Source organism: Nonomuraea sp. B12E4 (genome assembly GCF_039871825.1).
Taxonomy (GTDB): Bacteria; Actinomycetota; Actinomycetes; order Streptosporangiales; family Streptosporangiaceae; genus Nonomuraea.
Genome location: NZ_JBDPME010000020.1, coordinates 12359 through 36160, shown reverse-complemented (window position 1 = coordinate 36160; position 23802 = coordinate 12359). Strand labels below are relative to the sequence as shown.

Sequence of the window (23802 nt, the reverse complement as noted above, 5' to 3'; positions counted from 1 at the left end):
GCAACGACAAAATTCGTGAGGAGGGAGCGCGGATCCCCCGCTGAGGCAGGCGGTCCCCTCCGCGCAATCTTGATGGCGCATGTCGAACCGCTGCGGGAGGATGATCCAGCGGCAGTAGGGATATATCGGCTGCTCGGCCGGTTGGGTGCGGGCGGTCAGGGGACCGTGTACCTCGGTCAGGCGCCTGACGGCCGGCAGGTGGCGGTCAAGGTCTTACGCGGTGGTGGCGCGGGGTTCGCCGACAGGTTCGACAAGGAGATCGCGGCGGCGCGGCGGGTGGAGCCGTTCTGCATCGCCCAGGTGCTGGACGCGTCGCCGGGCGAGCAGCCGTACATCGTCACCGAGTACGTCGAAGGCCCCTCCCTCCAGCAGGCCGGCCGCCACACCGGAGCCGACCTGCAGCGGCTCGCCGTCGCCACCGCCACCGCGCTGACCGCCATCCATCAGGCGGGCGTCGTGCACCGCGACTTCAAACCCGCCAACGTCCTGCTCGGCCCCGGTGGCCCCCGGGTCATCGACTTCGGCATCGCCCGCGCCATGGACGACGCCATGACCCACACCAGCAGCATCGTGGGCACACCCGCGTACATGGCGCCCGAGCAACTGGCCGGGCAGGCGGTGGGCGCGCCGGCCGACGTGTTCGCCTGGGCTTCGGTCATGGTGTGGGCGGCCAACGAGACACCGCCGTTCGGCAGTGACACGCTGCCCGCGATCATCAACCGCATCCTGCACAACGAGCCGCAACTGGGGGATCTGCCGCACACGCTGCGCCCGATCGTGTACGCCTGCCTGGTCAAGGACCCCGCTGCCCGTCCCACTATGCGAGACGTGCTGCTGGGCTTGCTGAACGGCCAGAACCCGGCACCCCATCCGCAGCAACAACCCATGCACGTGCAGGGCTGGGGCCAGGCTCCGGGGCCGGGGCCGATGGGCGGACTGGCGATGCCGGGGCCCGGGGTCGGGCCGATGGGCGGACCCGGTGGTGGGCCGATGGGCGGGCCGATGGGCGGGCCTGGAGCCGGTGGGGTGCCGGGGGCGCGGCGGGGTGGGCGTCGGCGGAGTGGGGCCAGTAGTGGTGTCTCGACGGCCACCGCCGTGGGAATCGGTCTGTCGGGCGTCCTGGTCGCGACGCTCGTCGGTGGTGCCGTCTGGCTCGCTCCCTGGTCGGAGCGGCCGGGCGCGTCCAGTGCCGCCGCCTCCGCGAGCCCGTCCCCGCAGTCCTCCTCCCAGCCGGTTCCGACCCGCTCGGAGACGAAGCCGCCCCGCAAGCGCACCCACAAACCCACTCGAACACCGACGAAGAGCCAATCCCCCGAGCCCACAGTCACGTCTTCTCCCACGCACAGCCCTGCCCGCACGACCAAGCGCCCGACCCCCACCCGAACCACCCAGAAACCGGCGACGTCGGCCAAGGTCAGCATTCTCCCGATCGAATTGTTCGAAGGCCCCGGCCACGTCCAGGGCACCACCTGCCTCATGCCTCCCGTGCACTTCCAGGGCCAGGTGGAATCAAGCCGTCCAGGGGTGTGGATCAAGCATGCGTGGGACGTGGACGGCAAGACCGTCTTCAGCAGTACGAGTTGGGTGCCGAGGGGCGAATACACCGCACCCGTAAGCTCCCACGAGTACATGCTGGAGGCCGGGCCCCATACGGTCACCCTGCGGGTCACGTCCCCGGGCACAGCCCGTAGAAGCCTCTCGTTCGACGTCTGCGCGATGGAAACCTGGTGATGTCACAAGAGGCCATCGGGCCGTACAAGATCGTCCGGCAGCTCGGAGAGGGTGGCCAGGGCATGGTCTACCTGGCCACCGCCCCCGACGGCACGCCGGTCGCCGTCAAGGTGCTGCGCGAGGGCGTGCCCGGGGACGGCCGATTCGCCAAGGAGATCGCGGCGGCGCGGCGGGTGGAGCCGTTCTGCATCGCCCAGGTGCTCGACGCCTCGCTGGGCGCCCGCCCGTACATCGTCACCGAGTACGTCGAAGGCCCCTCCCTCGCGCAGGCGGGCGTCCACACCGGGGCCGACCTGCAGCGGCTCGCCGTCGCCACCGCCACCGCGCTGGCCGCCATCCACCGGGCGGGCGTCGTGCACCGCGACTTCAAGCCCGGCAACGTCCTGCTCGGCCGCGACGGTCCCCGGGTGATCGACTTCGGCATCGCCCGGGCCATGGACGCCGCGGTCACCCGTACCAGCAGCATCGTGGGCACGCCCGCGTACATGTCGCCCGAGCAGTTCCTGGGCGCGACCGTCGGCCCGCCCACCGACGTGTTCGCGTGGGGCTCCGTCATCGTGTACGCGGCCGCCGGCACCCCCCCGTTCGGCAACGACTCCCTCCCCGCGGTGCTCAGGCGCATCCAGTACGACGAACCGCACCTGGGCCCGCTGCCCGAGCCGATGCGCTCGATCGTGTACGCCTGCCTGGCCAAGGACCCCACGGCCCGCCCGACCATGCAGGACGTGCTCTTCGCCCTCATCAGCGGCACCCCCATGCAGGCCCCCATTCCCCCGCAGGCCCCGCCTCCCATGCAGGCACCACCGCGGGGCGGCCCGGTATACCCGCCCCCACCAGCCGGAATGCCCCACTCACCGACCGGGCCAGGGCCCGGGCAGCCACCGATCGGGCCGGGTCAGCCGCCGGGCGCCTTCCACCGGACCGGCCCCACCAACCCGGGCGGCCGCCGGCGCCGGGCAGTCGGGCGCCGACGCCGGACCACCGTCCTCCTGACCGCCGGAACGGCGCTCACCGTGACCGGTGCCCTGGCCGCCGCCTGGTTCTGGCTGCCCATCCCGCCGGGGCGGACCAGCACGGCCCCCGCCGCCACGACCCCGGCCCCGACCTCGGCCCACAGCCCCTCCCCCACCGTGTCCAAGGGCACCAAGGGCACCGCCAAGACCCAGCGCCCGAAGCACACCCGGACCGCCGCGGCCGCCGAGACCCCGTCCGCCGAGGAGCCCACCCCGACCCGCACCCCCACGAAGAAGCCCACCCCCAAGCGCACCGCGAAGGCGGGCGGCGTGAAGTCGGTGTCGTTCGACTACCAGGGCCTCCGGCTCGGAGACTGCTGGCGAAGCGACCTGAACATCTGGGTGGACGTCTCCGCCACCGGCCCCTTCACCTACCGCTGGCTGCTCAACGGCCAGAACCAGGGCAGGCAGGTGAGCGACCCGGAGCGGAGGCCCCTGCTTCCCACCATCGTGTGGAAGAAGGCGGGCACGTACGACGTGGTCTTCGAGATCGTCACGCCGACGCCCATCCGGAGGAGCTTCTCCGTGACCATCTGCGACTTCAATGAGAGCTGGTACGGGTCGAACAACGGCAGCGAGGACGACACGGAGCAGCCGTAGATCGGGCGATCAGGAGCCGGCGGTAGGCGAGCGCACCGCTCCATCCGCCAGGTGGCGGATTCCGCGACCGACCGCCAGGGTAGCTTTTCGTGATGAATTGCACATCATGTCCGGAAAGGTGAAGTCTGTCATGACCACGATCCCCCGTTTTCATCTGGCCGTGCCCGTGGACGACCTGGACGCGGCCCGCCGCTTCTACGGCGAGCTCATGGGTTGCGCGCAGGGCCGCAGCTCCGACACGTGGATCGACTGGAACCTCCACGGCCACCAGTTCGTCACCCACCTGGCCCCCGCCCGCTCCGAACGCGTGCACAACCCGGTCGACGGCCACGACGTCCCCGTGCCTCACTTCGGACTTATCCTGACAATTCCGGAATTTCACAAACTGGCCGACCGGTTCCGCGAGGCCGGCACCGAGTTCGTCATCAAGCCCTACCTGCGCTTCGAGGGCCTGCCCGGCGAACAGTGGACGATGTTCCTGCTGGACCCGGCGGGCAACGCGATGGAGTTCAAGGCGTTCGCGGACGACGCGCAGGTGTTCGCCGTCTAGCGGCCGGCGTTGCGCAACGCCCGGTAGAGCAGCCGCGGATCACCCAGGTGATGGCGCAGCAGCTTTTCCAGGCCGCCGATCGGGACCAGGTTCTGGGGCGCGCGCGGGTCCTTGTAGTCCACCCCGGCCAGGGCGGGCAGCGCCAGCGTCACCGCGTCGGCCAGCCGCGCCACCTCCCCCGCGTCCAGGTCGGCGCTGGCCTCGCAGCGCGCGATGCCCGCCCAGGGGGCCGACGACTGCACCGGAAGGCGCAGGTACCAGGCGTGCCGGCGCCAGCTCGTGCCCATGAGGAACACCGGCGTGCGCTGCCCCGGCCCGAGCGCCGCCACCACGGCGGACTGCGGCGAGGGCAGGTAGGCGGTGTGGTGGGTCTTGATGTAGCCGACCGTGCGCGGCAGGTGCGTACGCCCCCGCAACGGCCCGTCCACCAGCAGCAGATCATCGCTCCCCGACCGGTGCCGCACCGCCAGGTCCACCTCCGACTGGGTGACCTGGCGCTGCAGGGCCAGGGACAGCTCGTCGAAGGTGGAACCCGCGGCCCGGCTCGGCCGGTAGACGGCGTGCGCGGTCTTCACCTCGGGTGTGAGCGGCGAGGCGGAGATCAGCGTCCGGTGGACGTCGATCGCGGCCGGCTCCGCCCCGTCCGGACCACAGCGGACGATCCCGGCCGCGTAGGAGGCGGCGATCCCGGGCAAGGGCATGGGCGCGTCGTCGTCGTGCACCCAGACCCGGGCGTCGATCCTGCGTACGCCGTCCGCGACCAGCAGCGTGCCGGGAGCGGCGGCGCCGGGCCCGGGCGTAACCGGCTTCCAGTCCGCCGCCGGCCGCTCGACGTCGAGAACCAGCTCGGCACTGGTCGCCCCCAGCTCGGCGAGCGCCTCGACGGCGAGCGCGGCGGCATAGCCGGGATCCCAGGGATCGACGGTGAAACCTGTCACAGACCTGCCTTTCGAACATGTGAGCCCTTGGCGTCGCGCTTGACCTCGAAGCGTACCGGCACCCGGTCGGCCAGCGCGGGAACGTGGGTGACGACGCCGATCATGCGTTCCCGGCCGGAGGCGAGGCGTTCGAGGGTGGTGGCGACGGTGTCCAGCGTGGCCGGGTCCAGGGTGCCGAATCCCTCGTCCAGGAAGATCGAGTCCAGGCCCCGGGCGACGGCGCCGGACAGCGCCAGGGCCAGCGCCAGGGCCGCCTGGAACGTCTCGCCGCCCGACAGCGTGCGGGCGCTGCGCCGCATCCCGGCCTCACCGTGGTCGATGACCTCGATGTCCCCGGTACGGTCGGCGAGTGCCAGCTCGTACTGGCCGTCGGACAGCTCGCGCAGCGTGTCGGAAGCACCGGCGACCAGGACCTCCAGGGCCTCGGCGCACAGCCAGCGCTCGAAGGCGTTGGCCCGCAGCCGCAGCGCCAGCTCGTGCGCGACCTTGGCCTCGTGCTCCTTCTCGGCGACGACCCGCTCCAGCTCGGCGGCCCGCCTGCGGTCCTCCCTGAGTCGTTCGAGCGCGCCGTCGGCCCGTGCCACGGCCGCGGCGACCGCGGCGCCGAGCTGGTCGGGCGACGCCTCGCGCGGGACGGTGACGCCGTGCTCGGCGAGGCGGTCGGCGAGGTTGCGGCGATCTCCAGCGAGCCGGGCGGCGGCCTCGGCGAGTTCGGCCTCGCGCGCGGCGAGCGCGGTGGCGGCGGCCCGCGCGGCCTCGTCCCGCCAGCCGAGCAGCTCGGTCCAGGCCCGGTGCAGGTCGCCGCGGTCGAGCGCGGGCGGGGGCACGTCGTGCGGGCCGAGCACGAGGAGGCGGTCGCGGGTGGACTCCAGGGTGCGCCAGGCGCTCTCGGCCTGGCGTCCGACCTGCTGGGCGGCGGCGCGGGCCTGGTCCAGCCGGCGGCGGGCGGCGCGCACGGCCGTACGCGCCTGGTTGGCCAGCTCGTCGGCCTTGCCGAACGCGGCCAGCGCCGCCTCGATCCCGGCCCGGTCGCCCGGGGCGGGCAGCGCGGCCAGCTCGGACTCCAGCCGGGTCGCCTGCCCGGCCAGCATCGACGCCGACGTCTCCGCCTTGGCGTGGGCGGACCCGGCGCGGGCGGCGCGGTCGCGGGCGCGTGCCAGGGCGCGCTCGACCGGCCCGAGATCGAAAACCTCCTCGCCAGAGCCATGACCGCCACCGGTAGTGCCGCGGCCATCGGGTGCCCCGCGCTCGGCGGGCAGTTCGGTGACCGTACGCAGGCACACCGGGCACGGCTCGCCCACGGCCAGCCGGTGGGCCAGCCCGGCGGCGGCGTGGGCGTCGCGCAGCCGCTCGCGCTCGTGCTCGGCCGCGGCCACCGCCTGCTCGGCCGCGACAAGGTCGGCCTTGGTGCCCTCCAGCGACCCGCCGGCGGCCGAGGCGGCGGCGCGGGCCTCGCCCGCCTCGGCGGTCAGCCGCTCGCGGGCCTCCAGGGCGGCCAGGGCGGCCAGCGGCTCGGCGCGGTCGCCCAGCGCCGCCAGCGCCTCGTCCGCCGCGCGGTCGTCGGCCTCCAGCCCGGCCACCTCGTCGGTCAGGGACGCGATCGACTCCTCGGCGGCGCGCCGGGCCTCGGCCAGCGTCGGCACCGCGCCCGGCATGCGCAGCGAGGACAGCGCGGACTGCCGCTCGGCCACGGAGGCCCGCTCCTGCTCGGCCCGCCGGATGTCGGCCTCGCGGGCCCGCAGCAGGTCCAGGTCGGTGTCCATGGTCCCGGCCAGCCGCCGCAGCGCCGCCAGCCGGTCGGCCGCCTCCCGCTCGGCCGTCTCCGACGCGCCGGACAGCCGGCCGAGCTGGTCCCGGGCGAAGGCGGCGGCGCTCTTGGCGGCCTCCTCCTCGCCGGCCGCCCGCTGCCTGATCCGCTCGTACACGTCGGCGTCGAGGAGCTGCACCAGCAGGTCCTGCCGCTCGCGCGGCGCGGCGTGCAGGAACTCGGCGAAGCGGCCCTGGGGCAGCACCACGCACTGGGTGAAGAACTTGTACTCCAGGCCGGTCAGCCCCTGCACCTCAGGGGTGACGTGCTCACCCTCGGCGAGCGGCTTGAGCACCGCCTCGTACGCCCGGTCGAGCGGCGCGGCCGGGTCCAGCTCGTCGAGCCTGGCCGCCTTGGTACGCACCGCGCCCTTGTTGTCACGGGCCACCGACCGGACGACGCCGTATCGCCGGCCGCCGCTCTCGAACACCAGCCCCACCTTGCCGGCGGCCGCCGAGGGAGCCAGGGCGTGGGAGATGACGTTCTCCTTGCCCCAGCGCGGGACCGTGCCGTACAGGGCGAAGCAGATGGCGTCGATGATCGTGCTCTTGCCCGCGCCGGTCGGACCGACCAGGGCGAAGTATTCGGTGTCGGAGAAGTCCACGGCCGCCGGCTCGCGGAAGCTGCCGAAGTGGTCGAGGTTGAGCAGCAGGGGACGCATCAGCCGGTCACCTCGTCGTAGAGCCGGTCGAACAGGGTGGCCACCTGGTCGTCGTGGCGTCCGGTGGCGGTGAGGTATTCGCGGAACAACTCGCGCGGACTGCGCTCGGCCGAGCCGCCCTTGCGCACGGCCGGCACCGGCCTGAACCGCTCGTCCAGCAGCACGTCCACGGCGCCGGGCAGCAGGTCGCGCACCGAGTCGGCCAGGCCCACCCGGGGCCGCTCCTCGACGATCACCTTGAGCCAGTCGTCGCCCGCCTCCTGTATCTGGGCCTCCAGTTGCTCCAGGGTGCCGCGCACGGTCCGCAGCCGGCGGGCCGAGCTGAACGTCAGCTCACGCACCACCGCCGGGCGGCCGGGCGAGACCTCGACCAGCAGCGCGCCGGGGATGTTGCCCTCCTCACCGAAGTCGACGGCGACCGGCGAGCCGCTGTACCAGATCGGGCAGGGGCCGGGGATCTGCTGGCGGCGGTGCAGGTGGCCGAGGGCGGCGTACTGGGTGGAGGGCGGGAACGCGGTCGGCTCGAAGTAGTAGGAGAAGATGGACTGCGCCTCCCGCTCCCCGCCGCCGAACGCCCCGCCGGGCAGGGTGCCGTGGGTGGTGACCAGGTTGACGGTGTCGCCGTGGAACCCGGCGGTCAGCGCGCCCATCAGCTCCGCGACGCGGGTGGCGTAGTCGCGGTTGTGCTCTGCGGCGGTGCCGGTCAGCACCTCGGCGGCGCGGACGACGTACCGGTGTGACAGGAAGGGCAGCACGGCCAGGCGTACCGGCTCGCCGGAACGGGCGGTGAAGGCCAGCGTGCCGCCCGCGTCGGGGCGGCGGAAGGCGCCGACCACGTGCAGGCCGAGCGCGCCGAGCACCGGCCGGTAGACCTCGAAGAGCTGCGGGTTGTCGTGGTTGCCGGCCAGCACCACCACGTCCCGGCCGTCGCCGCGCAGCGCCATGAGCGCGCCCAGGACCAGCGACTGCGCCTCGGGCGTGGGGGCGGAGGTGTCGAAGAGGTCGCCGGCCACGATGACGGCGTCCACGTCGTGGGTGCGCGCGGCGGCGACCAGCTCGCGCAGCACGGCTCGGTGCTCGTCGAAGCGGGGCCGGCCCTTGAGCACCTTGCCCACGTGCCAGTCCGCGGTGTGCAGGATCTTCACGAAACCACCTGACTCAGAAGGGCGGGATGTCGTCTTCGACGCCGGGCAACCCCTTGAACGGATCTTCGGAGGCCGCCGCCGTCGCCGGGGCCGCCGCCTCGGAGGGCCGGGTCGCCCAGGCCGGGAAGGGGAAGGCGACGGCCAGCGGCACCGGGATCTCGGGCTGGGCCACGAACATGGTGCCCGGCTTGGCGATCGTGGCGCGTTCCCGTACGGCCGGGGGCAGCCAGCCGTACTCGGACCTGGCGGCCTCGGCCGGGTCGAGGCGGCCGGCGACGCGTACGGCGCTGTTGGAGACGATGCGGCGCTCCACCTCCGAGGCGGTCTGCTGGGCGCCGATGAGGATCACGCCGAGCGAGCGGCCCCGCTCGGCCACGTCGAGCAGGATCTCCTTGATCGGGGAGTCGCCCTCGCGCGGCGCGTACTTGTTCAGCTCGTCCAGCACCACGAACAGCAGCGGCCGGGCCGTGCCCGAGGACTCCTTGCGGTGGAACTCCCCGCGCAGCACCACGCCCACCACGAACCGCTGCGCCCGCTCCGGCAGGTTGTGCAGATCCACGATCGAGACCTGCGCGTCGGAGGTGCTGACGGAGTGGGCGCGGTAGAACGGCAGGTCGCCCCGCACGATCGGGGACAGCGCGCGCACGGCGCTGCGCAGCCTGCGCAGGAACGCGTTGACGGTGCCCAGCGGCGTCTGCGCCCCGGTCCACTCCAGGCGGCTGGCCTCGTCCTGCAGCTCGTCGGACAGCAGCTCGACCAGGTCGGCGAAGGTACGGCAGGCGGTGCCGCGCACCATGACCGCGCCGCCGTCGCCCACCGGCTCCGCCCACGCCTTCAGCCGGGCGGCGACCTGGCCCACCAGCAGCGAGTAACCGGCCCGCTCGTCGTCGGCGTCGGCGAAGACGAACCTCAGCAGCTCCTCCGCGCAGAACTCCACGAGCGTCCAGTAGAACGCGCTCACCCCCTGGGTCCGAGCGGCCACGTGCGGCACGCCGTTGGGGTCGCCGGGCCGGGGCGGCGCGAACACGTGCACGCTGCCGAACGCCCGCGCGGGCAGCCCGAGCCGGCCGTAGACGCCCCGGGCGCTCTCATCCAGCCGCAGGTTGTCGTGGTCCAGGAACAGCAGGTCCTCACCCTTGACGGAGAAGATCAGCGCCTTGGTGTTGGCCGACTCCTCACGCAGCACCCCGGAGTTGAAGATCGAGTAGAGCAGGAACGTGGCGAACGACGTCTTGGTGGCCACCCCGGACACTCCGGAGATCGACACGTGGGCGCCGCGGGTGCCGTCCAGGAAGTCGAAGTTGACGTAGAGCGGCTGGCCGTCGCGCCCCATGCCGAGCGGCACCCGCCGCTCCATCACGTCGAAGTAGAGTGCCTGGTCGCGGTCGCCGGCCCTGGCCAGGTGCACCTTCGCGCCGGGCAGCGGCGGCACGAACACCTCCGGCTCGACCCGGGTCACCCGCACCTCGGCCACCTCGACCACGGCCGCGGGCAGCGCGCCGTCGGCGATCAGGAAGACGTCGGAGTCGTACGCGGCGCCCTCGTGCCTGGCCTCGACGGTCGAGACCACGCCCGCCACCAGCACCGGCCCGTATCCGGGCACCTCCCGCCTGGTCACCACCACGTCGTCGAGTTGCAGCACCTTGCCGGGCTCCAGCCCCACCCAGAACGACAGCGGCGAGGCCGCCTGCGTCCCGAGCACCCGCCCGACCACCTCACCCGCCGCAGGCATCTCGGCCGTCGCCTCTCGGCTCGCCGCTGCCCCGTTGACCGTCACAAATCCCTCCGCCCCCATGAATGCTCGTCAATGGGAGCGTAGTGGCGCTCGGGGGATGCGTCCGGCTCATTACCGCTTCGACCCGCGGCGTCCGGTCACGCGATGATCACATTTGTCCTAAAGTAGATAGGCTGGTCAACCCAGCGTCGGCATCCCCCGTCTCCTCTGATGCACCATCCGCAGCAAGGGAGCTCTCGTGCGCGTCGAACTGGCCATCTCAGCAGCCGCCCTGCTCTTCTCGTACGCCGCCGCTCCCGCGGCACACGCGAAGGCGGAAACCGTGGCGTACTCGTGCAAGACGGTCGCCACGGGCGAGACGCAGACCGTCCAGCTCGACATCCAGCTCACGATACCCACCGACGCCCAGGTGAACAGGGAGATGAGCATCGGCTGGAAGGCCTCCTACGTGGGCAGCGAGCTCATGGCCCCGGACACCGGGCTGGAGGGCGAGATCAACCTGTACGCCTATGCCGGCATCAGCGGCTTCCAGGGGCTGACCTCCGCCACCGGCGTCGCGCCCCTCGGCACGATCGTCCCGGGGGATTCCATCCCGCTCCCCGTGACGACCGTCGAGCTCAAGACCACCCCGAACAGGGAGGGCGAGGGCACGGTGCACGTGGCCGCCATCAACATCGGCTCCGATCCGCAGAATGCGGCGATCGAGTGCGACCCCGCGGGCACGAGCGCCCGGACGGAATATCCCCTGCGGGTCCCCGGCACCGGCCAGGACTCCACCCCCAGCACCGACCCGACCTCCACCGAGACCTCCGACCCCGACCCGACCACCACGGACCCGACCACCGAACCGGACACTCCCACCGACACCGAGAGCGACACCGACACCGACACCGAGAGCCAGACTCCCGACGGAGGGGCCGCGACCGGCGGCGGCGGTGAGGCCGGGCCGGACGGCCGGATGCTGGTGGCGGCGGGGCTCCTGGTCGCCCTCGCCTCCGGCGCCGGGCTCTGGTTACGCCGCCCGGCCCGATCTCGACGCTGACCCGCGCGGCCGCCGTCAGTGGCAGAAGATCGAGGTCGCGATGGCGAAGACCTGCTCGGGCGCGGCTGCGGAAATCCACAGCGGTCGGCCTCCGGCGAACCTCATGGACCGCCGACCCTCCGCGTCCATAGGCTCGCCGAAGGACGACGAGACGGGAGGATCCGGTGAGCACCGGTAAGGCCAAGCAGCATCCTGGGGTACGCACACTCGATCTTCCGGGCGGGGGCACGGTGCTGGCCCGGGGGCTGCGCGCCACCCCGGTGCCGGATCCGCCGGTGGAGTTCGGGCTGTATCTGCTGGGGCATCCCCTCGACCGGCCCTCTCTTTACGGCCGCTACCTGGTCGGGCTGCGACCCTGGACGCCGCCCTGGCCGTACGAGCGCGTGGACTGGCCGGACTTCTCCGCCCCGCGCCGGCCCGAGGCGGCGATCGGGCAGCTGGGCGACCTCCTGGCGCGCGTCGGGCGCGGTGAACGCGTCGAGGTCGCCTGCGCCGGCGGCCACGGCCGCACCGGCACGGCCCTGGCCGCCCTCGCCGTCCTGCGGGGGATGTCCCCGGAGGAGGCGGTCGGCTGGGTGCGGGAGGCATATGACGCCAAGGCCGTCGAGACGCGGGCGCAGGTCCGCTTCCTGCACCGGATCACCGCGTCATGACAGCGGACGTGTGATCGCGATCACACCGCCAGCAGCGACTTGCCGATCGTGGTGCGCTCGGCCAGGGAGGCATGGGCGTCCCCGGCGCGTTCCAGCGGATAGGTCGCGCCGATGGCCGGCCGGATCCGGCCCTCTGCCGCCAGGGCGAGCGCCCGGGCGAGCGACTCCCTGACCACGGCCGGGTCGGGCGGCCCGGCCGCCAGGGCGTTGCGCACCCGTACCCGCCGCCGCTCGGCCGTCCGCGGATCGATCTCCATGAATCCGCCGTTGGCGGTGCCGTACGAGACGAACCGGCCGCCATCGGCCGTCGCGTCGAAGGCGGCCTCGCTCAGGCCACCGCCAGCGCAGCCCGCGCCGCCCGCGGCGGCGGTCACCAGGACCCACTCCCCTTCCCGGATCCGCGCCTCCCCCGCCAGGATCTTCGTCCGGATCGGGCTCCGGAACCCAGCCTGCAACCTCTAGTTAGGTTGAGGTCAATTTCGGCCCGGCTGGGCTGCCCTCAGAAGGACGAGATCACGGGATACCGACGTTTCACGCCGGCGGCGCCGCTGCGGGACGGCGGATCGCTCCCCGGCCTCGCGAGCCCCCGACGACCAGTGTTCGCCCCTCAAACGGCAGGCGCGCTCAATCGCGCTGGCCGGCCCGTAGCCGGGCGGACAGGGCGGCGACTTGGGTGCGGTGCTGCATGTTGAGCTTGGACAGCAGGTTGGAGACGTAGTTCTTGATGGTCTTCTCGGCCAGGAACAGCCTCTCGCCGATCTGACGGTTGGTCAGCCCTTCGCCGATCAGGTCGAGGATGCACCGCTCTCGGTCCGACAACGCGGCCAGCGGGTCCTTGGTGGCCGTCTGTTCGCGGAGCCGTCGCAGCATGGCCGCGGTGGTCCGCGGGTCCAGCAGCGACTGCCCGGAGGCCACCGTACGCACCGCGCTGACCAGGTCGGAGCCGTGGATCTGCTTGAGCACGTATCCGGAGGCGCCGGCCATGACCGCGTCGAAAAGGGCGTCGTCGGCGGCGAACGACGTCAGCATCAGGCAGGCCAGCTCGGGCAGCCGGGAGCGGGCCTCCCGGCAAACGTCGACGCCGCTGCCGTCGGGCAGTCGCACATCGAGGATCGCCACATCGGGGCGCGATGCCGGGATACGGGAGATCGCCGACTGGGCGGTTCCCGCCTCGCCGATGACCTCGATGTCGTCCTCGGCCTCCAGCAGGGCGGCCACCCCACGCCGCACGACCTCGTGATCGTCCACGAGGAACACCCGAATCATGTATCCGACGCTAGTCAACGGCTCCGCAATGCCAAGGGGCCGACCTCCGCGGGCCGGCGCTGAAGGGGAACATTTGACCAGGCGGCGCCTGGGCCTTGGTGTCTCCGGGAAGCGCGGCGTCATCGCAGGGAATCCGGCCGGGCGCACAGGCGTACGGCGGTGACTTTGTATTCGGGACAGGAGGTGACGGTGTCCGCGTGGCCGGAGGTCAGGGCGTTGACCCCGCTGGATGGGAAGTGAAAGGCGCAGAAGAGTTGACCTTGGGTGACCTCCTCGGTGACGCGCGCGGGCAGCGTGGCCTGCCCGTGCCGGCTTTCCACCACCACCGGATCACCGTCGCGGACGGCCAGGCGGGCGGCGTCGGCAGGATGGACGTCCAGCCGGTCCGCGGGGTCGAGATCGATGGTGCCGGACCGCCCGGTCATGTTGCCGGAGTTGTAGTGCGCCCAGCGGCGGCCGGTGATCAGAATCAGCGGGTAGTCGTCGTCAGCACTCTCGCCGGGCGGCAGGTAGTCGCGGGCGGCCAGGTGCGCCAGCCCGTCCGTGGTGGCGAACCGGTCCCGGTAGAGCCTGGACTCACCTGGACGGCCGGGGTCGGGGCACGGCCACGGGATGGCGCCCTCCCGGTCCAGCCGTTCGTGGGAGATCCCGGCGAAGACGGGGGCCACTCGTCCGCATTCGGCGAGCGCCTCGGCGGGTGTCGGGCAGCCGAGATCGGCTCCGTAGGCCGCGGCGAGCGCGTGCACGATGGCGAAGTCGGTGCGGGCCTGGCCGGGCGGGACGAGCGTGGGGCGTACACGCTGGAAACGCCGGTCGAAGTTGACGAAGGTGCCGTCCTTCTCCAGCCAGGAGGCGGCCGGCAACACCACGTCGGCGTGCCGGGCGGTTTCCGAGAGGAAGAGCTCCTGGCTGACGACGAGGGGGCAGGTCTCCAGCGCCTCGACGACCCGGTTGGCATCGGGGTCGGTGCTGGCCACGTCCTCCCCGACGACCCACAGGACCCGCAGGTCTCCCGACCGGGCCGCCGCGAACATGTCGGGAATGCGCAGGCCGTCATGGGCCGGCAGGCGGGTGCCCCATATCTGCTCGGCTCGGCCGCGCGTCACGGGATCGCGGACTTTCCCGTAGCCGGGCAGCAGGTCGGGCAGGGCACCCATGTCGGAGGCGCCCTGGACGTTGTTCTGACCGCGCAGCGGGTTGACGCCATAGCCGCCCTCGGTTCCGACCGCGCCGCGCAGGATCGCCAGGTTCGCCAAAGTTCGTACGCCGTCGGTGCCGTGCAGGTGCTCGGTGACGCCGAGCCCGTACACGATCGCGGGACGTCGTGCGTGCCCGTAGAGCCGCGCGGCGGCGACCAGATCCGCCGCGGGCACGCCGGTGATCGCGGCGACCTGGTCAGGTGGGTAGTCGTCGAGGACCGCGGTCAGCTCGGGGAGCCCGGTGGCGCGGTGGCTGAGAAAGTCCTCGTCGATCAGCCCTTCGGCGAGCAGGACGTGGGCAAGCCCGTTGAACAGGGCGACGTTGGTCCCCGGCCGCGGTCGCAGGTGCACGTCGGCGTGATCGGCGAGGCCGACGGCGCGCGGGTCGGCGACGATCAGCCGGGTGCCGTGCAGGACCTGCCGGAGCAGGCGGGCGCCGACGACCGGGTGCGCCTCGATGGGGTTGGCGCCCACGACGAGGAGGCAGTCGGCTCGCTCCACGTCCTCCAAGCTGTCGGTGCCTCCCGCCAGGCCGAACGTGGCGGTGAGTCCGGCGGCCGACGGCGAATGGCACAGGCGTGAGCAGTTGTCGACGTTGTTGGTGCCGACGACCACCCTCATGAACTTCTGGATCAGATAGTTCTCCTCGTTGGTCGCGCGGGCCGAGGAGACCGCCGCCACCGCGTCAGGGCCCGCCTCCTCGACGGCGGCGCGGAGTTCGCGGGCGATGTGGCCGAGGGCCTCGGTCCAGCTGACCGGCTCCAGGCCGGAGCCGCGGCGCAGCAGAGGCTGGGTGAGCCGTTCCGGGGAATGCAGGAATCCGTGGGCGAAGCGGCCTTTGACGCATGCGTGGCCCCGGTTCACCGGCCCCTCTCTGGCGGGCCGTATGGCGGCGACCTCGCCGTCGCGGGTCAGGACGTCCAGGGTGCAGCCGACGCCGCAGTATCCGCAGGTGGTGCGGGTGGAGGTGAGCGCCGACAGGCGGGTTCCGATCGGCAGGCCCGGCTCGGTGATAGCGCCGGTGGGGCAGGTGTCCACGCACCCGCCGCACGCGACACAGTCGGAATCCACCCACAGGCCGCCGGTGCCCGGCGCGACCACGGTCTCGGGGCCCCGTCCCGTCAATGTGAGCGCGAATGTGCCCTGAACCTCGGCACACATGCGTACGCAGCGGCCGCAGGCGATGCACAGGTCCCGGTCGAGCCGGACAAAAGGATGACTGTCGTCGCGGCCCCTGCCTGCACCTTGTTGTGCGGTTTCCGGCTCGATGCCGAGTTCCTGGCAGACTTGGGCCAGCTCACCGTCCCCTTCCAGCGCATACGGCGGAAGCGCTGAAACGATCACCTCCACGGCGTCGTGGCGCAACCGGTGCAGGTCGTCTTCTTCGACGCGAACCTGGGCGCCCTCCGTCGCCGGCGTCACGCAGGACGCCGCCACGCGGCCGTCGACCCGTACCAGACAGGCCCGGCAGGAGCCGACGGGCGTCAGCCGGTCATCGTGGCACAGCGTGGGCACGTCGAGACCGGCTGCGCGCACCGCGGTCAGCAGCGTCGCCTCCTCCGGGAGGTCGACGGGTACGCCGTCCACGGTGACTCTCATCCGCCCCACCCCCGCAAGCGGTCTCCATAGGCGCGGGCCAGGCTCCGGACGGCGTGCGGCAGCCGACGGCCGAACGCGCACAGGCTGGCCTCGCTCATCACACGCAACATGCGGGCGTAGGCGTCGCCGGGAGGCACGCCTGTCCTGGCCTGCTCCAGCCCACGGCGCGAGCCGACCCGGCAGGGCGAGCAGGCGCCGCAGCTCTCGGCGGCTGCGAACGCCCACACGTGCCGAAGTACATCAAGTGGTTCCAGCCGCTCGTCGATGGCCACCAGACCGGCATGGCCGAGCGCCGCCCCATAGCCGGCCAGCGCGGTTTCGGTGAGGGGCACGTCCAGGTCCTGCTCGGACAGGAATCCGCCGAGCGGGCCGCCGACCTGCAGGACGCCGAGCTCCGCTCCGTCCCGCATTCCACCCCCCAGTTCGGTGACGATCCGCCGTACCGGGGTGCCGAGTTCCACCTCGTAGCAGCCGGGGCGCGCGAACCGCTCCGACAGGCAGACGAGCTTCGTGCCGGTCTCTCCGGGCACGCCACGACAGGCGTAGGCCGCGCCGCCGTGTCTGACGATCCACGGCACGGCGGCCAGTGTCTCAACGTTGTTGACCACGGTCGGGGCGTCCCACAAGCCGCTGTCGGTCGGGTACGGAGGGCGCGCCCGTGCGCAGCCGCGGCCGCCTTCCAACCCCGCGATCAGCGCTGTCTCCTCGCCGGTGACATAGGAGCCGGCGCCCGCCACCACCTCGACGTCCAGATCCACGCCGCTGCCGTGCACCCGGCGGCCGAGATGACCGTCCGCGTAGGCCCGCTCCACCGCCTCCCGCATGCGCGCGAGCGCCTGCGGATACTCCGAGCGCACCAGCACCAGGCCATGGCGGGCCCCGCAGGCGAAGCAGGCCAATGCCAGCCCTTCCAGCACCCGCGCCGGATCGGCCTCCATCAACAACCGGTCGGCGAAGGAACCCGGATCCCCCTCATCGCCATTGGCGATCACCACGGTGTCCGGCGAGCCGCCCACCACCGCCCACTTGGCCGCCACGGGAAAGCCCGCCCCACCCCGGCCGCGCAGGCCGGAGGCCGTCACCTCGGACCGCACCAGCTCCGGAGAGCGCTGCTCCACGGTTTCCGCCCATGTCCGCCATGGGGCTTGCCCGGCCGCGATCCCGGCGAGCACCACCGGATCGCCCGTGGCGTCGACCACGGGGATGGCAGGCGCGTGCGGCCGTACACGCCCGGCCACCTGCTCGGCGACGTCCGGACCCGCGCAGGGGGTCTCACCGTCCAGCGCCGCCGGTCCTCCATAGCAGTAGCCGAGGCATCGCACGATCTGCAACGACACCTCAGGGTCCGCATCGTGATCGTCATCGGCCGTGACGCCGAGCACGTCCTCGATGGCAGGCAGGTGCCGACCCTCCTGGGCGGCGAAGCACGCCGTCGCGCTGCACACCCGCACATGGCGGCGCCCGCGCGGGACTGCCAAATCCGCGTAGAAGGTGGCAGGTCCGAGCCCGGCCGCCGCGGGCAGCCCGAACCGCCTGGCCACCTCCGGCGCCCAGGTTCGCGGCCCTCCTGCCTGTTCCGCGGCCGCGGTGGAGAGGGCGTCGATCAGATCGGCACCTGGCCGCCCACGCCGTTCGGCGAGGGCGCGAAATGCATCAAAAGGGCTGCTTCACAGCTATGTCCATGCCCATTTCCCGGATTTATAGGGCACACACAATGGAGTCCGCTCCTCCTGAATCTCCCAACAACGATCCACCGACGCATCCTGGTGCAAAGCCGCTCCGAGGAGGAGGCTCCCCGGTACCACGGTCGCGGCTCGCGATGAAGGTCCGTGGCGGCGATTCTAAGGTGACGGGGTCACTGCCACTGGGCATCGGGCTTGGGCCAGCGCGGTCTGAGTGACCGGCCCGAGCAGCAGGCAAGGGGGTGAATCGTTCCCCCGGTTGCCGAGCACGAGCAGCGTCGCGTCCTTCGTCGAATCGAGCAGCGCCCGCTGCGGCCTCTCCGCCACGAATTCCGTGGTGACGGGAACCTTGGGGTGTCTGGAAGTCAGATGTGACGTCACTTCGCGGAAACGAACCTCCGCTCCCTCGCGTATCGCCAGGGAATCGACGAAGGGCTGCCGATCCGGGCCGGCCGGTAGCCCGTAATCGCGCCAGCAACAGATCGTGGTCACGGCACCGTCGCGGAGCGCGGCCTCGTCCAACGCGAACGCCAGAGCGGCCAGGCTGGCGGGCGAGCCGTCGACACCGACCACGATCCGCGTCCTGTCACCGGCCGGCATCGCGTCGGGCCGTACGACGATGACCGGCCTGACGCTGTGCGCGGGCACCTGCACGGCGGCCGACCCCACCTGTAGGTCCTCGAAACCACCTTGCCCCCGCGAGCCGAGCACTGTCATCTCAGCCTCGTGTGCGGCCTGCAGGAGTACCGTTGAGGCCGTCCCTCTGATCAATCGCGGCTGAACGTCCACATCAGGGGCCAGCCTCCGTACATGACCTACGCCCTCGTCCAGCACGCGGGCAGCTATCCCCTCGACCTGCGCCAGGACCTCCGGCTCCACGAGCCGCCGGGGATACGGCCACTGCCAGGCATGGCACACCAGGATCGAGGACCTGCGTAGTCGCGCCTCGTCAACCGCCCAGCACAATGCGAGCGTGCTCGCGGGCGACTCGTCGTAACCAACCAATATGGGTCGTCCCATCATGTCTCCTCGGAAAGAGGGTTTTCCTCCTGCGGCACGGGCTTCCCCTACCTGGGGGATGAGACCCATGGGTGGTGAAAATCTCGGCCGTCCCCCGTTGACCGCGTTGGGTCTCGAGAGGGGCGATGACCGGGCATCGCGCGTGGGCGACCGCATGGGTGGCCACGGAGCCGACGACGGCCTCGGCGACTGCGCCGAGTCCGCGGGAACCGACCACGAGCAGCCCGGCATCGGCCGACAGCGCTTCCAGCCGCTCGGTGGCCGACCCTTCGTACAGGTCGGGGCGTACATCCAGCCCAGGGGAACTGGCTCGCGCGCAGTCGGCGCCGTGCCAGAGCACGTGCTCGGCCGCACGCCGTAGCGACTCACGGGCCGTCGGGTCCCCCTCGCCATAGGGCCGCTGCCACGTGTGACAGATGGTCAGGGGCAGCTTCCGGAACTCGGCCTCATCTCATCGAGGTCGGCCGGCGCTCGTGAAGCCGCCATTCACCAAGAAAACCAAATAAGGTCGCATCTCCACCCAAGCTGATACCTGCACAACCTAAATCTTGGCCCAAATCCCGAAGAGGCCACTTCAACACCGAGCATCCCGAACAGTACAAAAGTCCCGCAGAAAGAGGACTAAATCCCCTAATCGAATAAAAGGCCCCAATTGATACTGAGAGGAGGGATACCAGAAGGCGGACAAAAGGCCATGGACCCCTTCCGCCGCCACGGCCCGTTCGAACCACACCGACTACCGCTGGAGGACCTGGAGTACACCGCCATGACCGTGCTCACCGAGCGGCTCGCCAGCCGCTGGACCCCCATGACAACCGAGCTCGCCACGGCTGGAACGAGCCGAAACTGACAGAGATGGAGGAGCCATGAAGGCAGCCATAGGGGACAGGCTGGTGATCGAAGGCACCCATCAGGGTGACCCACGCCGCATCGGCGTCATCGTCGCCCTGCACCACGACGACGGCACACCGCCGTACGTGGTCCGATGGCTTGAGGAAGAGCACGAGACCCTCGTCTACCCAGGACCGGGCGCCCACATCGAACACCATGACGCCAGCCCCAGACGGTGACCGACGTCAGGATGCCGCCTTGCGGGACGTTGCTGCAGACCATCGGAATCGGGCGCGTTGCGTGGGCGACAGCCGCCGGTCGCGCGGTCGTGCTTCCGGTGAACTTCGTCCTGGACGGCGAAGCGGTAGTGATCAAGACGAGCCGCGACGGCATGGCCGACGCGGTCGAGCATGACCGCGTCATCTCCTTCGAGGCCGATGACGGATAGCTCCGTTGCCCAGCAAGGAGCCTTGATCCGCGGGCCCTCACCGGTGGTTCCGCGGCGTGAAAGTGTCTGGCCCGCGACCACCGATCAAACCGGGGTGGGTGGACCCGTTCAACTGTCCGGTAGCTGTGGTCGGGAGCCGATGATGCGGCGCGCACGGTCGGCATCGGCTCGCTCCGTCTCGTCCAGCGACAGTTCGACGGCGGCCAGAGCCTCCTCCAGCAACGGGAGGAGCCGGTCTTTGAGTGCGCGGTGCCGAGCGTCTGCGGATGCCCTCGGCGGCGGCCGCGGCCTGACGCATAAGCTCCGCGACGGCCTGTTCATCGCGCCTGCGGGCAAGAGCCGATGACCGTGCGCGCTCCGCATTCGCCTCCGCACGGGCCGAGGCGACTATGGCCGCGGCCTGATCGTGGGCGCGCGCCCGTATATCGCCGGCACGGCGCTGGGCCCGCTCCCGCTCGTTCGCGCACATAGCCTGGATGTCGGCGAGCGCCGAGAAGACCGGTGCCAGTTCGTCGGCCTGGTCGGCCACGTAGTCGGCAGGGACGCCTGAGGGGGGCCGCTTTCCCGGGCACGCCGGAAGGCCGAAACCGTGCCAGGAAATCGTTCAGTCGGATCATCGCTCACCTCCCCACGTCCTGTCACCTTGGGTGATGCCCGCGACAGCGCAAAAGTCGGTCATGGCACGGCCGAATGTCTACCACGCTGTTGAGGCGACGGGTCAACGTGCGGTCATGACACCCGCGAGGGAGCATGCGGAGATCCGTACCGGCACTCCCGCGTACTCGGACGGTCAGTAATGAACCACGACAACGGGCGCTCGCGAATGGTGGAGCACGGCATGAGCTGTGCTTCCGAGGCCGAGCAAGGATCGTGCTCCGGTGTGCGCCCCGACAACGACGAGGTCGGTGTTCGTCGATGCATTGATCAGCGCCTTGGCCGGATGCTCGTGGACGACCTGCTGGATGAGCGTGACGTCGGGAAACCTCTCGCGCCACCCGGCGATGGCCTCCGCGAGCAGCAACGATTCCTCCTCGCCCACACCTTCGACGTCATAGAGAAGAGGCTGCATGTCACCAGGCTCTCGTACGGCGGGATGAACCCAGGCGTGTACCGCGCGCAAGGCAGCGGACCGCGACGCGGCCTCGCGGAAGGCGAAGTCCAGGAGTGGTTCCTGGCCGGCGCGCCCTGTGACGCCAACGACGATCTCACCGCGATCGCCGGCGTGCGGCTGCCGGATGACGGCCACCGGGCATGGTGATCGGGCCACGACGTAGCGGCTCACCGAGCCAAGCAGCAGCTCGGCGAATCCCCCGCGGCCCCGGTGTCCCACCACGATCAACTGTGCTTCTTCTGCGGCGTTGACGAGCGTCTCAGACGCTCCGCCATCGACGATCTCGGTGGTGATCGACAGACGCGGTCTTCCCGCTCCGGCATGGATGGCCGCTTGGTGAAGCATTTCCCGAGCCGCGGCTTCCGCGCCGGATCCCCAGGTAGGAGGTTGCGGGACGAGCGGAACGCTGTGGCTCCAATGCACGGCGGCGTGGACGATGTGCAACGGAGCGTCGCGGATGGCTGCTTCCTGCCCGGCCCAGCTCGCCGCCAGGAGCGAGGGCGCTGATCCGTCGACACCAACGACGATCGGCATGGCCATGACCACCACCTCGCACGTTCCTCGATGACCGTTGGAACGGGGACTCTCCAGTCCGGCTGCCGCCGGCGATCCCCCGTTTCCTCAGGTTAGGCACGCACTCGACCGTCAGGCCGAAACGTGGACTGTCCAGTCCCGGGCTTTACCCCTGTCGTGACCCGGTCATGCGGGGACACGCCAACATAGCCGTGTCCCACCACCCTCTGGGACCTCAACCTCAGCGAAGCCGCCGAGTTGGCGGGCCCGTTCCTCGATGTTGCGCAGGCCGCTGCGCCTGCTGCGCCCGCTCAGGCCGACACCGTTGTCGGTGACCACGACCGTGAGGCAGGCACCGCCAAGCTCAACCGACACCTCCGCCCGGCTCGCCCTCGCGTGCCGGGCCATGTTGGACAGGGCCTCCCGCAGCACCGCGAGCACATGATCAGCCAGAGGCTCGGACACCCTGGTGTCCAACTGACCTTCCAGCCGGAGGCCCGGCATGAAGCCGAGCCGCCCCGCCGCGTCCTCCACCAGATCGACGACCCGAGCCCGCAGCCCCGCTCGCCCGTCCTGCGTGCCGCTCTGCAGAGCGAAGACAGTCGAACGGATCTGCCGGATGGTGGCATCCAGTTCGTCCACGGCGCGCCGCACGCGCTCAGCCGCCTCAGGGCGCTCGATCAGGCGGACCGTGCTCATCAATGTCATGGCGGTGGCGAACAGACGCTGGATGACCACGTCGTGCAGATCTCTGCCGATCCGGTCGCGATCCTCCAGGAGTTGCAGCCGCTCAGCGTCGCGGCGCGCCTCGGCCAGCTCCAGTGCGATCGCCGCCTGTCCGGCGAACGACCGGACCACCTCTTCATCACCCCCGCTGAACGGCACCTGGCCGGTCCGCTTGGCCAGCCCCAGCACCCCGCGTACGTGCTCGACCGCGCCCAGGGGGACCATCAGCCGCGGCCCGTACCCCAGTCGGCGCAGCAACGAGTCCGGGCACAGGACGCCCTGCACGTCGTCCTCGGCCATCGGCTCACCTTGCGTGAACACATCCCCCGCCAAGGTGTTCGCGATCTCCAAGGTCGTCCCCAGCGATTCCTCCGCCCCAGGTCCCTCGGCGATCTCCGTGATCAACACCCGCCCGCTCGGGTCGGGCAGCAGCAACTGCACCAGGTCGGCGTTGCTCATCTCCCGGGCATGCGCCACCACGGTCGACAGCACCTCGCGCGGCTCGGCTCCCGACAGCAGGTGCGTGGTCACCTCGGCGGAGGCCTTCAGCCACGTCTCGCGCCTGCGCGAGTCCTCATACAGCCGGGCGTTCTCCACGGCGACCCCCGCCGCAGTCGCCAGGGCAACGGCAACGGCCTCGTCCTCCTCGTCGAACTCGCCGCCGTCGCGCTTCTCGGTCAGGTAAAGGTTGCCGAAAACCTTGTCGCGCACCCGAATGGGCACCCCGAGGAAACCGACCATGGGCGGATGCCCGGACGGGAAGCCGTACGACTCGGGATGGTCGCAGATGCGGCTCAGTCGCAGCGGACGGGCATCCTTGATCAGCAACCCGAGCAGGCCCCGTCCGTGCGGCCAGTGCTCGATGCGGGCTATCTCCTCCTCACTCACCCCGACCGGGATGAACTGGACGAGCGTGTTGTCCTGCCCGACGACGCCCAGCGCGCCGTAGCGGGCATCGACCAGTTCCGTGGCCGTCTCCGCGATGCGCCGCAGCACGGTCTGCAGATCCAGCTCGCCGCCTATCGACACGACCGCGCCCAGCAACGCGTGCACCCGGTCCCTGGCGGCCAGCACAGCCTTCAGCCGGCTCTGCAGCTCCGCCAGCAGCTCATCCAGCCGCGTCGAAGGAACCAACGGCCAATCCTCGCCCCCGCTCATAGGCATCAGCCTCACAAGACACGTCTCGCCCGCGCCTGGTCAATGGCCTCCCCCGGCCGTCGAAGAAGCCAATCACCGGAAGGCTCTCCGTACGCTCCCCTGCCCATGAACAGGTCCGGAACACGTGAGCGATCTTCGGCCGTTTGTTGTGGGCATCGGCGCCAACAGCCTGCCCGCCCCGGCCCGGCTTCTCTGGACGCGGATCGAAGTCAGCGCAGGCCACCAGCATCGCTGCGTACCGGCCGTCATCCGAGCCGACGTCAGCACCACAGGGGACCTTCGGGCCAAAGGTGAGGGTCGTCCGGCCCTGTCCGCGCATCGGCTCATCGGGCAGTCTCGGTGCTGGGAGGTGCTTCACGTCCATGTCGCCTGCA

At 71.3% G+C, this 23802-nt stretch carries 20 protein-coding genes and 1 pseudogene; 8 read left to right on the top strand and 13 right to left on the bottom strand.

Annotated features, from left to right (window positions below; translation table 11 throughout):
• Window positions 1-72 precede the first annotated feature (72 nt).
• From ABGB18_RS34040 to ABGB18_RS34030, 3 genes are all read left to right on the top strand, one after another.
• Entirely contained in the window at window positions 73-1731 is a 1659-nt protein-coding gene (locus ABGB18_RS34040) for a serine/threonine-protein kinase (protein WP_347699764.1), read from the top strand.
• Complete coding sequence (locus tag ABGB18_RS34035; RefSeq protein ID WP_347699895.1) at window positions 1731-3344, top strand: protein kinase; 1614 nt, start codon at window positions 1731-1733, stop codon at window positions 3342-3344. Before ABGB18_RS34040 ends, ABGB18_RS34035 begins: the two co-directional genes overlap by 1 nt.
• 130 nt (window positions 3345-3474) lie before the next feature.
• Window positions 3475-3894 carry a VOC family protein gene (locus tag ABGB18_RS34030; protein ID WP_347699763.1) on the top strand — a complete coding sequence of 140 codons (420 nt, stop codon included), beginning with the start codon at window positions 3475-3477 and terminating at the stop codon, window positions 3892-3894.
• On the opposite strand, the gene ABGB18_RS34025 is transcribed toward ABGB18_RS34030, so the two are convergent.
• The 4 genes from ABGB18_RS34025 to ABGB18_RS34010 are packed head-to-tail and all read right to left on the bottom strand — an operon-like array spanning window position 3891 to window position 10222.
• Window positions 3891-4832, bottom strand: a complete 942-nt coding sequence (locus ABGB18_RS34025; RefSeq protein ID WP_347699762.1) for a hypothetical protein — start codon at window positions 4830-4832, stop codon at window positions 3891-3893. The genes ABGB18_RS34030 and ABGB18_RS34025 overlap by 4 nt on opposite strands.
• Window positions 4829-7300 carry an SMC family ATPase gene (locus ABGB18_RS34020; RefSeq protein WP_347699761.1) on the bottom strand — a complete coding sequence of 824 codons (2472 nt, stop codon included), beginning with the start codon at window positions 7298-7300 and terminating at the stop codon, window positions 4829-4831. Before ABGB18_RS34020 ends, ABGB18_RS34025 begins: the two co-directional genes overlap by 4 nt.
• Window positions 7300-8445 carry an exonuclease SbcCD subunit D gene (locus ABGB18_RS34015; RefSeq protein WP_347699760.1) on the bottom strand — a complete coding sequence of 382 codons (1146 nt, stop codon included), beginning with the start codon at window positions 8443-8445 and terminating at the stop codon, window positions 7300-7302. The genes ABGB18_RS34020 and ABGB18_RS34015 overlap by 1 nt, the downstream gene beginning before the upstream one ends.
• 13 nt (window positions 8446-8458) lie before the next feature.
• The gene (locus ABGB18_RS34010; protein WP_347699759.1) at window positions 8459-10222 is read right to left on the bottom strand and encodes an ATP-binding protein; all 1764 of its coding nucleotides are present in this window, start codon (window positions 10220-10222) and stop codon (window positions 8459-8461) included.
• Between the two features lie 196 nt (window positions 10223-10418).
• On the opposite strand from ABGB18_RS34010, the gene ABGB18_RS34005 reads away from it, so the two are divergent.
• Together ABGB18_RS34005 and ABGB18_RS34000 are read left to right on the top strand one after the other, a co-directional pair.
• Window positions 10419-11222, top strand: a complete 804-nt coding sequence (locus ABGB18_RS34005; RefSeq protein WP_347699758.1) for a hypothetical protein — start codon at window positions 10419-10421, stop codon at window positions 11220-11222.
• A 164-nt stretch (window positions 11223-11386) separates the two neighbouring features.
• Complete coding sequence (locus tag ABGB18_RS34000) at window positions 11387-11875, top strand: protein-tyrosine phosphatase family protein (RefSeq protein WP_347699757.1); 489 nt, start codon at window positions 11387-11389, stop codon at window positions 11873-11875.
• Between the two features lie 20 nt (window positions 11876-11895).
• On the opposite strand, the gene ABGB18_RS33995 is transcribed toward ABGB18_RS34000, so the two are convergent.
• From ABGB18_RS33995 to ABGB18_RS33965, 7 genes and pseudogenes are all read right to left on the bottom strand, one after another.
• On the bottom strand, window positions 11896-12330 hold the full coding sequence (locus ABGB18_RS33995) for a zinc-binding dehydrogenase (protein WP_347699756.1): 435 nt from the start codon (window positions 12328-12330) through the stop codon (window positions 11896-11898).
• A 169-nt stretch (window positions 12331-12499) separates the two neighbouring features.
• The gene (locus ABGB18_RS33990; protein WP_347699755.1) at window positions 12500-13141 is read right to left on the bottom strand and encodes a response regulator transcription factor; all 642 of its coding nucleotides are present in this window, start codon (window positions 13139-13141) and stop codon (window positions 12500-12502) included.
• A 119-nt stretch (window positions 13142-13260) separates the two neighbouring features.
• Complete coding sequence (gene fdhF, locus ABGB18_RS33985; protein WP_347699754.1) at window positions 13261-15939, bottom strand: formate dehydrogenase subunit alpha; 2679 nt, start codon at window positions 15937-15939, stop codon at window positions 13261-13263.
• Window positions 15936-16349, bottom strand: a complete 414-nt coding sequence (locus tag ABGB18_RS33980) for an NADH-ubiquinone oxidoreductase-F iron-sulfur binding region domain-containing protein (RefSeq protein WP_347699894.1) — start codon at window positions 16347-16349, stop codon at window positions 15936-15938. The genes fdhF and ABGB18_RS33980 overlap by 4 nt, the downstream gene beginning before the upstream one ends.
• Before the next feature lie 174 nt (window positions 16350-16523).
• Window positions 16524-17558, bottom strand: a pseudogene (locus tag ABGB18_RS33975) (NAD(P)H-dependent oxidoreductase subunit E); the annotation flags it as partial.
• Window positions 17559-17780: 222 nt separating this feature from the next.
• Complete coding sequence (locus tag ABGB18_RS33970) at window positions 17781-18641, bottom strand: universal stress protein (RefSeq protein ID WP_347699893.1); 861 nt, start codon at window positions 18639-18641, stop codon at window positions 17781-17783.
• Window positions 18571-19059, bottom strand: a complete 489-nt coding sequence (locus ABGB18_RS33965; protein WP_347699892.1) for a universal stress protein — start codon at window positions 19057-19059, stop codon at window positions 18571-18573. The genes ABGB18_RS33970 and ABGB18_RS33965 overlap by 71 nt, the downstream gene beginning before the upstream one ends.
• 276 nt (window positions 19060-19335) lie before the next feature.
• Here ABGB18_RS33965 and ABGB18_RS33960 point away from each other — a divergent pair, with 276 nt between their 5' ends.
• From ABGB18_RS33960 to ABGB18_RS33950, 3 genes are read left to right on the top strand one after another with little or no spacing between them, the layout of a single operon-like run.
• A complete protein-coding gene (locus tag ABGB18_RS33960) occupies window positions 19336-19491 on the top strand; it encodes a fructose 1,6-bisphosphatase (protein WP_347699753.1) in 156 nt (51 codons plus the stop codon).
• Window positions 19492-19507: 16 nt separating this feature from the next.
• Window positions 19508-19711 carry a DUF1918 domain-containing protein gene (locus tag ABGB18_RS33955; protein ID WP_347699752.1) on the top strand — a complete coding sequence of 68 codons (204 nt, stop codon included), beginning with the start codon at window positions 19508-19510 and terminating at the stop codon, window positions 19709-19711.
• A complete protein-coding gene (locus ABGB18_RS33950) occupies window positions 19708-19920 on the top strand; it encodes a pyridoxamine 5'-phosphate oxidase family protein (protein ID WP_347699751.1) in 213 nt (70 codons plus the stop codon). Before ABGB18_RS33955 ends, ABGB18_RS33950 begins: the two co-directional genes overlap by 4 nt.
• 790 nt (window positions 19921-20710) lie before the next feature.
• Here the strand turns inward: ABGB18_RS33950 and ABGB18_RS33945 are convergent.
• The gene (locus ABGB18_RS33945; protein ID WP_347699750.1) at window positions 20711-21571 is read right to left on the bottom strand and encodes a universal stress protein; all 861 of its coding nucleotides are present in this window, start codon (window positions 21569-21571) and stop codon (window positions 20711-20713) included.
• Window positions 21572-21730: 159 nt separating this feature from the next.
• Entirely contained in the window at window positions 21731-23404 is a 1674-nt protein-coding gene (locus tag ABGB18_RS33940) for a GAF domain-containing protein (RefSeq protein ID WP_347699749.1), read from the bottom strand.
• Window positions 23405-23802: the final 398 nt, after the last annotated feature.